At 38.3% G+C, this 13,136-nt stretch carries 12 protein-coding genes; 5 read left to right on the forward strand and 7 right to left on the reverse strand.

The window, feature by feature from the left end:
* Positions 1-321 precede the first annotated feature (321 nt).
* The 3 genes from H4J54_RS12785 to H4J54_RS12795 all read left to right on the forward strand — a co-directional run bounded on the left by H4J54_RS12785 (position 322) and on the right by H4J54_RS12795 (position 3,124).
* On the forward strand, positions 322-813 hold the full coding sequence (locus H4J54_RS12785; RefSeq protein WP_182191254.1) for a LuxR C-terminal-related transcriptional regulator: 492 nt from the start codon (positions 322-324) through the stop codon (positions 811-813).
* Between the two features lie 543 nt (positions 814-1,356).
* Positions 1,357-2,388 (forward strand): CNNM domain-containing protein, encoded by a 1,032-nt coding sequence (locus tag H4J54_RS12790; RefSeq protein WP_182191256.1) that lies wholly within the window; start codon positions 1,357-1,359, stop codon positions 2,386-2,388.
* A gap of 199 nt (positions 2,389-2,587) precedes the next feature.
* A complete protein-coding gene (locus tag H4J54_RS12795; protein ID WP_182191259.1) occupies positions 2,588-3,124 on the forward strand; it encodes a hypothetical protein in 537 nt (178 codons plus the stop codon).
* 89 nt (positions 3,125-3,213) lie between these two features.
* Here H4J54_RS12795 and H4J54_RS12800 read toward each other — a convergent pair whose 3' ends face one another.
* Positions 3,214-4,362 carry an iron-containing alcohol dehydrogenase gene (locus tag H4J54_RS12800; RefSeq protein WP_182191261.1) on the reverse strand — a complete coding sequence of 383 codons (1,149 nt, stop codon included), beginning with the start codon at positions 4,360-4,362 and terminating at the stop codon, positions 3,214-3,216.
* A gap of 156 nt (positions 4,363-4,518) precedes the next feature.
* Here H4J54_RS12800 and H4J54_RS12805 point away from each other — a divergent pair, with 156 nt between their 5' ends.
* On the forward strand, positions 4,519-5,415 hold the full coding sequence (locus H4J54_RS12805) for an AraC family transcriptional regulator (protein ID WP_182191263.1): 897 nt from the start codon (positions 4,519-4,521) through the stop codon (positions 5,413-5,415).
* A 246-nt stretch (positions 5,416-5,661) separates the two neighbouring features.
* On the opposite strand, the gene H4J54_RS12810 is transcribed toward H4J54_RS12805, so the two are convergent.
* From H4J54_RS12810 to H4J54_RS12835, 6 genes are all read right to left on the reverse strand, one after another.
* Positions 5,662-6,003: a hypothetical protein gene (locus tag H4J54_RS12810; protein ID WP_182191265.1), complete on the reverse strand. Its 342-nt coding sequence runs from the start codon at positions 6,001-6,003 to the stop codon at positions 5,662-5,664.
* Between the two features lie 385 nt (positions 6,004-6,388).
* Positions 6,389-8,023: a methyl-accepting chemotaxis protein gene (locus tag H4J54_RS12815; RefSeq protein WP_182191267.1), complete on the reverse strand. Its 1,635-nt coding sequence runs from the start codon at positions 8,021-8,023 to the stop codon at positions 6,389-6,391.
* Between the two features lie 178 nt (positions 8,024-8,201).
* Positions 8,202-8,858, reverse strand: coding sequence for an alpha/beta fold hydrolase (locus H4J54_RS12820; RefSeq protein ID WP_182191269.1), 657 nt, complete (start codon positions 8,856-8,858; stop codon positions 8,202-8,204).
* A 201-nt stretch (positions 8,859-9,059) separates the two neighbouring features.
* Positions 9,060-9,959, reverse strand: a complete 900-nt coding sequence (locus H4J54_RS12825) for an endonuclease/exonuclease/phosphatase family protein (RefSeq protein ID WP_182191271.1) — start codon at positions 9,957-9,959, stop codon at positions 9,060-9,062.
* Positions 9,960-10,092: 133 nt separating this feature from the next.
* Positions 10,093-10,818 (reverse strand): PepSY domain-containing protein, encoded by a 726-nt coding sequence (locus H4J54_RS12830; RefSeq protein ID WP_259367018.1) that lies wholly within the window; start codon positions 10,816-10,818, stop codon positions 10,093-10,095.
* The gene (locus H4J54_RS12835) at positions 10,815-11,708 is read right to left on the reverse strand and encodes a PepSY domain-containing protein (RefSeq protein WP_259367017.1); all 894 of its coding nucleotides are present in this window, start codon (positions 11,706-11,708) and stop codon (positions 10,815-10,817) included. The genes H4J54_RS12830 and H4J54_RS12835 overlap by 4 nt, the downstream gene beginning before the upstream one ends.
* A gap of 361 nt (positions 11,709-12,069) precedes the next feature.
* Here H4J54_RS12835 and H4J54_RS12840 point away from each other — a divergent pair, with 361 nt between their 5' ends.
* Entirely contained in the window at positions 12,070-12,489 is a 420-nt protein-coding gene (locus tag H4J54_RS12840; protein WP_259367016.1) for a hypothetical protein, read from the forward strand.
* Positions 12,490-13,136: the final 647 nt, after the last annotated feature.

Genomic DNA, 13,136 nt, shown 5'->3' on the forward strand with positions numbered 1-13,136 from the left:
AAAGCGCCAAGCGAAGACAGTTCAACGACTTAGCTTTTTTCACTTAGCTTTTTTCAAAGGCAAATGCTGACGATATTGGAAATGAACAATAAAGCATAAATAAAATAGCGCATATTTGCAGTGAAGTATCTTAGGTATTTCTTTCACCAGTAATAACGACATACAATAAATTCACAGGTAATTAAACGTTGTAAGTCAATTATTGCTGTTATTATATGAAGGGTCATTAGACATAGGTCGAGCCTTACTTAATTTAGGCTTATTTTTCGTGATGGTACATTTGTCTATTGTATATTTAACTATTTGATATAAAGAGGTTTTATGAAGGATAAAGTGATAGTGTTAATTTTAGTTATAATAATGCTATTAAATTTTTTTGACGTGATCACTGATATTTCTTTAGGTGTACCTATGTGGCATGTTTTCTCAGAAAGTCTTATTGTAATAGTTTCTGGTTTTGGTGCGCTGTTTTTAGTTAAAGACATACATTCTCGAACATTAAATACTGTTAGGCTAAAACAAGAGTTAGTCTTTTCGGATGATAAATTGAGAAATATTTCTCAAGAAATGAAAAATGCTCGCCATGCCTATAGTCATGTTATTCATAGCCAGTTTGAACAATGGCACTTAACACTTAGTGAGCAAGAAATTGCCATGTTGCTACTTAAAGGACTAAGCTTCAAAGAAATAAGCAGTGTTAGAAATACCAAAGACAAAACGGTTCGCCAGCAAGCCTCTGTGATATATAGTAAAGCCAATGTAGAAGGGCGGCATGAGTTTGCAGCTTGGTTTTTAGAAGATTTTATGGCGTAAATAAAGCGCTTTTACTTCTAATAAGTATGGCTCAGCGATTTTTAATGCTCAAAACTTTTAATGACACAGCGCAATATATTGCTGTAATGCTATGCAGTACAAGTGATAAAACTTCATTACTTGTACTTTACATCATCATTGACTCGCTTGATAAACCTTGATGAAGCCAAGCAGTAAGCCTTAACCGTTTTAAGACTAAATGCGTTGAAGGTTTCTGGCGCTTTGTTTTCAATGGCAACACCAGATGGTTATTTATAGCCACTTTGTTGGCGAATAATTTTAGATAAAGTTTAGCTGTTTGCTGTAAATTTTTAATATGATTTCAAAAAAATGTACTATTTATATTTGTGTAAAATTAATACAGCGAGTTACCGTCAAAAAATTAAAATCTATCCAGGCAATAAATTTCTCACGGCTTTGTTTAATTAATCACCTCAATCCCTACTAATACCATTAAGCTAAGTAGTCAAACCAAGTGCTTTGCCTACATTGTGATATGCTATTTAGCAGTGAAATTTAATATTATAGATTTGGAATGACTAAGTGACTTTACTGTTTATTTATTTGGCAATTGCGATTGGGGTGTCATTTTTATGTTCAATACTTGAGGCGGTATTATTATCGATAACGCCAAGTTTTGTTGAGCAAATGCAAACCAAAAAACCTAAGCATGGGCTGGTGCTAGCAAAAGTTAAAACGCGTTTAGAAGAGTCACTTGCCAGTATATTAATTCTTAATACCTTTGCACATACCATGGGTGCAGCAGGTGTTGGCGCACAGGCTATCGGTATATTTGGTGAAAAGTGGGAAACCATGATTGCTGTGCTGTTAACGCTGGTGATTTTGTATTTTTCAGAAATTATTCCTAAAACGTTGGGGGCAACATTCTGGCGCAGTTTGGCTATACCTTCTGCCTTTGTTATCACTTGGTTGGTGAGAATTGTTTATCCATTGGTTTGGCTATCAACTCGGTTAACGCACTCATTCAAGCGGGATAAAGCCAATGAAATTACCCGGGAAGAAATTATAGCCTTAGCGTCATTAGGCTACAAAGATGGCAGTCTGTTCTCGCAAGAAAATGAATATTTATCAAATATACTAAATTTGCGAGAATTACACACTGGCGATGTATTTACACCTCGCACGGTAGTGCACATGTTACATCAAGACATCACCGTCACTGCGGCGCTAAATCATGAACAAACTCGGCAATTTTCCCGCATACCCGTTTACGGTAAAACCATTGATGATATTACCGGTAAAGTGATTAAGGGGGATTTATATGAAGCTGAACGTAACGGGCATGGTGATGAGCCGATTAGTAATTTTGTGATTAAGTTAGCTGCGGTATCTGAAAAGTTACCGGTTCAGCAGTTGTTAGATATGTTTATTAAAAATCATATACATATTTACTCAGTTGAAGATGAGTATGGTCAAACTTCAGGGGTTGTTACTTTAGAGGACGCTATTGAAACCTTGCTTGGTCGTGAAATTGTTGATGAAAGTGATACGGTAACTGATATGCAAGCACTAGCGCGTGATAAATATCGTGAGCGATTAAGAGGGCTTAAGTAGCATAATACTGTGTAATGGTACTACACTTTGTTGTGTTCATCAGTTAATCAGACAATAAAGTCTATGATGATTTCCACCCGTTTATTGGCACTTTTCGACTATTTCTGCTATTAAATGTCATCTGCTTATGGGTTTATGGTGTGAACCAAAATAAAAGCGCTGACGTATTGTTTTTCAACAGATTAACCAGGAGCATAACATGCGAATAATAAGCTATTTTTTTGCGCTATTGTTGCTAACAGCTTGTAGCACACAATATCCAAATAAAGATATTACCGGACAAATATTTCCCACCGTAGTGGGTCAAACCTTAGAAAAAAAATCATTAACCATTCCAAGTGATTTCACTGACGACTTAACCTTACTTTTGATTGGTTATGTGCAAAATTCACAGTTTGATATTGATCGTTGGTTAATTGCTTTAGATGTAACCGATACCCGGGTAAAAGTTTACGAAGTACCGACTATACAAGGCTTATTTCCACAAATGTTTAGTACCTTTATTGATAATGGTATGCGATCTGGCATTCCAAAACCTCTATGGCAAGGGGTGGTGACGATTTATGACGATGGTGAACAAGTTCAGGCTTTTACCGGTAATGAAAATATTTCTAATGCCCGTGTGGTGCTGCTAAATAATAAAGGCGAAATATTGTACTTTTATGATCAAGGTTTTGCGGTAGACGCGCTAAACGAGATCAGAGCTGTGTTATCAAACCAGGCGTTAAGTAAATAGTGGCAATACTAAGCCAGTATTGAAAATTATACTCGCTTAGTATTTTTAGTGAGCGTTACTCATTTTACAGACTATTAGCTTACAGACGGTTACTTAACCGCTAACTGCAATATTTCACGACTTTGCGTTAAGGTAATGGCTTGGTGTTCACCTAGCGCTGTCATCTTGTGTGCTTTAAGCTGTGCAATGATCTTATCAATAGCGCTAGCTTTATCATCGCCGTGTTCAGTTAGTTGTGTAGCAACATTTAAGCTATGGTAGAAGGCTTCAATAGCAACAATTGTGCGTTCAGCTAAATCATCACCGGCAGCTAAGGCAAAAACATTATGACCTAGCTGTTCTAACTTAGCTTTTTTAACCGTTAGTTGGTTGCGCAATAATGAAGGTTGTACAATCGCCAATGAGCGTGCGTGATCAACGCCGTAAAGTGCGGTCATTTCATGGCCAATCATATGTGTTGCCCAGTCTTGTGGTACACCGGCACCAATCAAGCCATTAAGCGCTTGATTTGCTGTCCACATGAGATTTTCACGCCATTGTAGCGTTTCATGTTGGTCGTATTGCTTAGCCAAAGTTAGTAAGTTTTTAAGCAAGGCTTCTGCGTAACCCTCTTGTACCATAGCACCCGTTGGCATAGTTAAATATTGCTCACAGGTATGTACCCAAGCATCAACCAAACCATTAATTAATTGCCGTTCTGGTAATGTTTTCATTGCATCAGCATCAAGCACGGCAAACTTTGGTTGCACGGCTGGCGAGGAGAATGGCAGTTTATCTTGAGTTGCTGCGCGGGTAATAACGGAACCCGAATTAGACTCTGAGCCAGTAGCAGGTAAGGTCAGTACAGCGCCAATGGCAATAGCTTTAGTCACGTTATGCTTACCTAATAGAATGTCCCAGCCTGCACCGTCATAGCATGCAGCGGCAGCAACATATTTCGCACCATCGATCACTGAACCGCCACCAACCGCTAGTATAAAATCAACTTTTTCAGCTTTAACTAGCGCAACAGCCTTATCTAAATTTTCCATCGTTGGATTGGGCTCAACACCGGAAAACTCTATCCAAGTATGCTTGCTTAAGGCATTTTGTACTTGTTGATAAACACCATTTTTTTTGATTGAGCCACCGCCGTAAATAACCAGCACTTTGCTAGTGCTTGGAATAGCGTCAGTTACACTGGCAATTTTACCTTGGCCAAAATGGATCTGAGTCGGGTTAACGTATGAAAATTCCATGGGATACCTCATTTAATATTTATCGAATAAAAAGCATAGTAGCTTTTTTTATTGCATATTACTGTAATAAATGTTGTGTAAATAGGCATTTTTATCGATAATCATTGCCTATTTGTATAAATGTGATGATAAGCATGTTTATTGTTTGAGTAAGTTATGAAAAATTTAGCACAACTAATGCAGTCTTTTGCGCATTTAAAATCATTGAATACATTGAATGGCAGTTATCAAACGCTGATTCCGGGCGTAAAATTTTATCGTGCTGGTGCCGGCAGTGATCGAGAGCCATTACTTTATCAGTCAGGCATTATTGTAATAGGGCAAGGGCGTAAAAATATTTATATTGCAGACAATTGTGTGCAATATGGCTCAGGCGACTATTTAGTGTTAGGTGTGCCAATGCCCTTAGAATGTGAAGCGTTTTCTGACCATGGCTTGCCTATTTTAGGGTTAATTATTGATGTTGACTCGCATATATTACATAAACTCGTTAACCAAATTAATGAACAAAATACGTTAGGTAATTTAGCAACACCGAGTCATAAAACGCCATTAGATTTTGGTGTTAAATCAAATAGTTTAGATGATAATTTCAATAGTGTGATTACTCGGTTAATCAAAGCGCTACACGAAGATGTTGAAGCAAAAATTCTTGGGCCGGCGATTGTTGAAGAAATTGTCTACCGAGCCTTGGTGGGTGATAATGGCCATATATTATTTGATTTAGCTCGTCATGATGGTCATTATGCGAGGATTGCTCGTGTGCTTGATACGCTGCACACAGAATATGCCGAGGTAATATCGGTTGAGCATTTGGCTAATCAAGCACATATGAGCGTTTCAGGTTTTCATCGCGCTTTTCGACAAGTTACCAGCGAAACACCATTGCAATATTTAAAAAAAATACGTTTAAACAAAGCCAAAGATCTGATTGTCACAGAAGGTAAGCAGGCAACAGAGGCGGCAATCTTGGTGGGTTATACTAGCCCGTCACAATTTAGCCGCGAATTTAAACGCCACTTTAATGCCACACCCAGAACCATAGATAGCTGATTGTTGCTTAGCGATTTCAAAGGTTAACTATTGCCGTTTCAGGTGAAATTAACTTGGCTGTAGATATTTGACCCATGACAGTAATCATCCACTTAACAGCTGACGGACTAAAGTTCGACCTACATAAACAATTGCCCAAGGCTAGATTGCTACCCCCCAACCACTGCACCCAGCAGTGGTTGGGGGATAAAAACTATGCCTATGAAGATCGCATCAACAATATGGCTAAAGCGCTATTTTTCGTGGTTATTTATAGGTAAAGGTAACTTTATCCATTTCAGCCACTAAGCCCTGTCGTGAGGGTATGAAAGTGACTCTTTGAGTTTTGGCAATGGCGTTACTGAGAATAATCTCTACATCACCTTCCATCACAGTTTTACCTTTTTGAAAAGAAGCACGACTTGACTTAGTCGACAAGTTGCCATGGGCAAAAGCAATTCTGACATTACCGCTGTAGGTATGGCGTTTGCTGTTTTCTGAAATGACTTGTTTTATAGCCGTGATTTCCATGTCGTTTGCCGACGTAAAACTTGATATCGCACTTAATACCACAACAGTTGATCGCGTGAATTTTTTAAATAATATCATCTTGATTCCCTCACCTAGATTTATTAAATACTGCTTTGGTAGGGGTTGTTAATTTTTCATGTTTCTTTTTTTGCATTCAATACAGCTTGCTCGCGGTGCAGGTATCTAGCAACCTGTGCTATGTAAATTCCTCACAGCAAAGAGCAAGTCATATTAAAGGCAATCAGTAGCACTGTTAGCCCTTTTCTTCGTCATCAGATGTTTGATTAAAGTAACGACTAAGTATATGCACTAGCCTATGATCAAAAGCGAATAATCACGGGTAAAAACCCTCAAAAAGTTTAACAAACCCTCAAAGTTACCATACTAAACTTTTATCTGATTGGCATCGTTAATTTGAAACTTTCATAATTATTTCACAATAGCACTGAGGTGCTGCTTAACATTATTGTGCTTTAAAGCCGATACGAAAGCCGCCCCAGTGTTGGCCGTTGACGATAATTGGCGCAGAAACGTCATGCATAACTTCACCTGTATCACGCTTGTATGTTTGCAGAAGAAACTTATGCGTGTGCTGGCCACATCGAATGCCTGTGCTATCGTCAAATATTCGCTTAGTGCGATTATTAATACTGTCAGTGGCGATGTTACCGGTTAGCGGTTGCGAATAACGTTGGTTATGAGTAGGAAAGTAGCCGTTGATATCGACGGCGCCAGCAAAGACAACTTCAAGGTTTTCTTTTAAAATTGGTTCTTGAATCGCCGGTAAAAATTTATCGGTAAAGTCATCGAAAGTACTATGATATTTTTGCGGATTAGTATTGGCAATCTTACTATAACTAAAGTTAAAAAGAGCTTGTTGGCTAATTTCATTACGTGAAATTTTATCACTAAACATAGTGGCTACTTGTTGTGCTGCTAGCTGTGCTTGCCAACAGATTTTTTCCACTAAAGAACCAGTTTTAAATTCAGCCAGATCGATGAATATTGACTCGGTACTTTCGCATAGCGCTTTTGCTTTATCTGAAACTATATGGGTTTCTTTACTTTTTTCGAGTAAAAAGTCATGTAAATTTGTGATCGCCATGGAAATTTCATCACTGGTGGCATTGTGTTCTTCTAGTGCGTTACTGATGAGGTTGCTGGCATCAGACGACTCAGTCATTTTTTGATTGATATCACTTAAAGAAATAGCGAGTGAACCCATGCTGCTAACAATATTATGGCTTTGCTCAACAACTTGTGCCATTACTTCAGTGGTTTGTAACGTTTCCTCATTGATCTGGGTGAGCATGCTACCAATTTGATCTGTTGCCTCAGCTGTCTTCGATGCTAATGCTCTGACTTCATCAGCCACAACCGCAAAGCCTCGACCTTGTTCGCCAGCACGAGCCGCTTCTATTGCCGCATTTAATGCCAAGAGGTTTGTTTGGCGTGAAATTCCATCGATAACATTAGTGATATTTTGAATTTTAGTCGCTTTTTGCGATAGCGATTTTATTTTTTCAGCGGCATTTATCACATCACTATTGAGTTGCTCGATCACCTCGACATTCTCATTTAGCTGCTGTGACCCAGCCGACGTTGCTGTCATGGCTTGGCTAGATTGTTGCGATGCTATTGCCGCATTTTCATTCATCACCTTAATACTAATAGACATTTGCTCAGCAGCGCTGGCTAGCCGATCAACATCTTCACTCGATAATTCAATAGCACCACTGAGCTTTTCAAGGAAAAAACTGACTTCTGCAGAGTTAATGGCTAACTCACTGGCTTTATCGTCAATATTTTTTCCTGCTATGCTGGTTTTACTCGCCTGATTACAGAGAATATCCTGTAAAGATTGGTTGGTTGAAATATCAAGCTTTAAAGCGTGAAGCAATAACTGACGCTGATTTTGTTGATTTTTCTTAATTACAAAGTTGATACTGACGAAAGAAATAACAAGGCTTGCTATAAATATAGATGATACATACCAAGTTATACTGGTTGTTATCTGTGCTAAGGCAATTAATAGCAATGCTATTAAAGTGGCCGCAAGTAAAGCTAGTGAAACTGCAATCTGACGATTTGTAGACATGACTTATTACCGCGTGGTTATTTAACCCATTTATTTTTGTAATTTACCGTAGTCAACGTTGATGGGGTTGTCAATCAGACTTTAGTCTTTATTGAGGTGATTTGTGGTTGTAGGCAGTAGGATATTATTTTTTAGTCATCAGGGCTTAAATAATATCGTCAGTACTATTATTGCTATATTAGCGGTTAAATTTACCTTGTTTGAGGTAACTAATGACTTGTGCGATAACCGCGTCATTTCGCATCATAAAGACATGAGAGGTTGGTATTTCAATATGATCATTCATGCCATCAATTTTAGTACTTTCGACCGAGACTTTACCGTCGTCAGCATCAGGAATGAGGGTCGATAGCAGCAAGTTTATGCTTTGGGTGCCCGCAATAATACCGACATCAAAATTGGCTTTGCCTAATTGGTTAGGCACACTTAATGCGCCAGTGCCTAGTTGCATGCCTGCATCACCATTCACTAAATGAAAACCGGGTAAATTACCAAGTTTGTCAACAATTTCAGTGCCTTTGTTTGGTGGCCCAAGCATAACCACTTTATTGAGGTTTTTAATACTATGGTGACTGAGAAATTGCCGTACTAAAATGCCACCCATCGAATGGGTTACAAAGCTGACTGGCATGTTGTGGCATTGTGCTAACGCATCTGAAATGGTTTGTTCTGCTAACTGTTCAATAGAGTAAGAACGTGAAGGATAGTCAATATTTAATACGCTGTAACCTTGCTCGGTTAGGCGTTGTGCCATTTTGTCCATTGAATGTGCTGAACGCGCTAAACCGTGCAATAAAATGACGTATTCTTTCGATGCACTCTGGATATTATTCATGGTTAATTTCACTGTTTAGCGTAAACGTTGCTGCTTACATTGCACTAGCTCAGGCATGGGTTGTTGTGACTACTTTTGAAACAGTGGCTGCTTAGCACAATAACTGACAAGACTAATAGCCATACTATAATACGTTTTAAAAATAGCACCCAGTATTCATTAAGCATTAATACTTAATGAATACTGGGTGGTTACAAGCGCTTATAGTGCCAACTTTATTGAAATAGGGCAGTGATCACTCAGTTTCTGACTAAGCTCTCGGGTGTATTTTGGCTCAAAGACTAATTGCTCAAATGAGTTTTCGACATAATGCGCTTTTGCTTTTGGATCAAAAATTATATGGTCGATATAGTCTTTGTAATATCCGCCCCAGCATTGTGATTCTGCTGTAATTGTAGGCGCCCACAGTGCTTCGCCACCTTCATCATTAATGGTTTGCCATAAGCCTTGTACTTCAGTGTAATTTAACGCTATGTCTTTAACAAAGCGACGGTTAAAGTCACCGAGTAATATAAAAGGAATACCTTCTTCAGCGCGGGCATCAATCCAAGCTTCTAATGGCTTGGCTTGCTTGGCAAGTTCTGCGCAGGCTATTTTTGCATACTGTTCTTTTTCATTGCTATTGGGCATTTTAGCAATGCTGGCTTGATCAAGAGCTTTATCGAAACAGCCTGATTTCATGTGCACAGCTAATAAGCGCACGCTCTTACCATTTTTTGTTAGGGTAACGTCCATGCCTCGGCGCGCTAGGCCTTGGTCAAGTTCACGGTATTCGACCGCACTGGCTTTATAGCCGCTGCTTTTTCTTACCGCGACACCAACACGCTGGACCCAATCTTTTGTGGTGAAAAAGTAGTCATAGTCGTCACCAAAAACTTTTTGTGCCCATTTTGCGCTTTCAACTTCTTGTAAGGCAATGACATCGGCATCTAATTCGCGTGCATAACGCGCTAACTTTTGGTAATCGGTGTCTTTGCGTTGGTTATATTCATGAGACCCCAACCAAGCGATATTCCAAGAAGCGACTTTTAAGGTTTCTGCAAAAGTTGTGGTGCTTAAAAACGTGAGTGCGATGCAAAGAAGGCTAATTAATTTTGTCATTAGGTTATTCTACAATATACATGGGCAGCTATAGTAACCGCTGGCAGAGCAAATTAAAATAAAGTGTTTAGCTTTGTACTATGACTATCATCAGGATGAGGAGCAGAACTATGGCTAGCACTATGGCATGGAGCTAAAACTTCTTTAAGCGGTATTGGCCTTTTCGCAGCATATGTAATGTCCATATCAAACCAGAAAGCGTGAGCCACAAGGTGATAAAAGCAAATAATATTATTTGAATTGTGTTGAAGCTGCCTGCACTGCCGTAATCCATAAAGTGCAACATAAAGAAAAAATCAGCAAAGCGTTTATCACTATTACTATGGCCTACTAAACGCCCCGAGCCTTGTTCAACATAAACACTAGTGGCTAAGTCATCAGTAAAGTTAATTTGCCAACTGGAATTTTTATGTTTGAGAAAGTCGGTAATTGGCGGCGATATTAACGCGACAGACTTAATATTACCTGGACCATTATAAGTCGCTTTGGCAATAGCTTTGGCGAACGGTTCATCCACCAAGGTTAGCTCACCTGTAATAGCATTGACGAGATGGTAACTGTTGGCAAAGTGGCGATATAACCCTTGCTGTTGAGTGAGCAGGTAATAAGGCTGCGAGAGGATACTGACTTGGTTGAGTTCAAGCGTAGCCGGGTATAATTTTAGTACGCTTTTAACAGGTAACAATGCTTTGTTTGCCAGGGTTGACTGCTCGGTCATTACCGTTTGACGATAAGCATTACCGCGGGCTTTGTTGTGATCAATCACATTGAAAATTAAACCACTGGTTAGCCAAATAAGTATTTGTAGACCGACGAGTAATGAGGCCCATTTATGAATTTTTCTTATCCAAAGCATCATGACTTGTCTCCAAAAGATAAGCTGTTATCTTGTTGCGCTTTTTTAGCCCTATCGCGGTTTTTTCTACGTGAGATTATCATCGGTTTGATCACTTTGAAATAAGTCAGTACTAAACCACTAAAGACAGCAAAAAATCCCAATGAAGCAATAAAAAACAGCAACCAATTACTGACATCTTCGTCGTCGCCATAATCCATGATATGCAAGCGAAACATCCAATCAAACAAATACCAAAGTTGGTGACGTTTGCTAACAACTTTACCGCTACTCACTGAGATATAAAGCGACGGTGAGGCGAAGTTGTCAAAATTAACCTGCCATACAGGTAAATGTCGAGCACTTAAGCCAAAGTGTGGATTTGTAGTTATTAGCTCGGCATTAAGTACTTTACCATCACCAGAATAAAAGTGTTTTGCTAGGGTAATTGCCGTGTTTTTATTTAATGGCGATAACTGTTCGCCGCTCTGTGCATCAATTATAACTGCTTGTTTAGCTATGTTAAAGCGATAGACTTCACGGTTTGCCAGCATGCCAACACTTAAGTTTTTAGCCCGCGGATATTGTTGAAATAATGTTGGTGAGGAGTAAGCTAAGTTCTCTGATTTTATTTTATTTTGATGGTTGATAATTAAGCTATCACCGTGAATATAATCAATATCAAAAAAGACCATATAAGCACCCGTAACAGACCAAATAACAAATTGCGCACCAATAAATAACATCAACCATTTATGAAACTTATGGCTGAGATTAAAAAGTTTTAAAGGCTTTTTTCTTATTGTTCTAGCTTTAATCAGTGTTGTTTTAATTGCGTTATTCTCCACAATAGCTATTCTACTGGCAGTAGTTAATGGTGCGAGCGTAGCCGCGTTAACGATTCCACCCATCATTGATGCAGCAGTGCGATTGATAACTTTTGATCATATGTCGTTGCCTTATAATATCGATAAAAGAGCAACAATAACAATAGAAACTGAATAACGATGAGATAGAAAGGTCTGTCTTTATTTTTTAATGGTGTGGAGTATAGTATTTAGTCTGCTCACTATTGAACTTAATCCTAGTGAATTTAATCGCGCGATTTTTATGGATTGTTATGGGCGGATATGAAGATAAATGCACAGATATGCAAAAAATAATTTAGCCAGTTAGCTATGGTATAATGGCGTGGGCAAAGCTATCAAATTATATAGCTGTGGTGAATGCTCATTATTTACCGATAAACTACTTATTAAAAAGGCGTTAACCATCATGGATATTATGACTGAAACCTTGCCAATTTCTATTCAGGTGAGTGATGACTTAGTGGCCAAAATAAAAAATATTGCCGCCATTAGTAATAAACTTGAAGCGCAGTTAAATTTTCATACCATGACGGCGAATTGGTATGGCGATGAAGCAGAGGTTTTACAAATCAATTTTTATCTTGTCGCGATTAAGGAATTTGGCAATGTAGCAAGACAAGCATCGAGTGTTGAGGTAGAAACGTTTGCAGATGACGTTTTGTTGTTGAGCTCAAACAACAGGTTAATAGATTGTCATGTTGCTATTACAGCGGCTGAATCCGAATTAATACGCCAACAGCCGAAACTATTGTCGGGTTACCTTGCTAAAAAACTGTCCAAGATACTTAATTTAATTGCTGATAGGCAGCAACTTACACAGATATAAAATTATTTTTCAATAAAGTTGAACTAACCACTATCAAGTGACTCTTACCTAGCAAGAGATTCTCCCCTCGGTTTTGTTTTTATTAATGTTTTATAGTGTTTTTATATTTTTATACGCTCCTCAATTGAGGGGCGTTTTTTTTGCCTATAATTTTTGGCGAATGACTTATTAGTTATTGAAAGTGCTCAAGGAGCAAAGCGATTAATTTTTGCTCCTTGAGTAGTGAATCCTTTATTTTCACCAAATTTTCGTCGATGGGGCCTGTTTTATTTTTATATAAATTGAACTAACCGCGATAATAGCACTCTTACTTAACAAGAGATTTCCCCCTCGGTTTTTTTATTAGTGTTTTATAGTGTTTTTATATTTTTATACGCTCCTCAATTGAGGGGCGTTTTTTTTGTCTATATTTTTGGCGGATGACTTATTAGTTATTGAAAGTGATCAAGGAGCAAATAAATTAATTTTTGTTCCTTGAGTAGTGAAATTATTTATTTTCACCAAATTTTTGTCGAGGGATTTAGGTTTATTTTTATTTAAATTGAACTAACCATAATAATAGCACTCTTACTTAACAAGAGATTTCCCCCTCGGTTTTGTTTTTATTAGTGTTTTTATATTTTTATACGCTCCTCAATTGAGGAGCG

Origin of the sequence: Colwellia sp. MB3u-8, assembly GCF_014076985.1 — a bacterium.
GTDB lineage: Bacteria > Pseudomonadota > Gammaproteobacteria > Enterobacterales > Alteromonadaceae > Cognaticolwellia.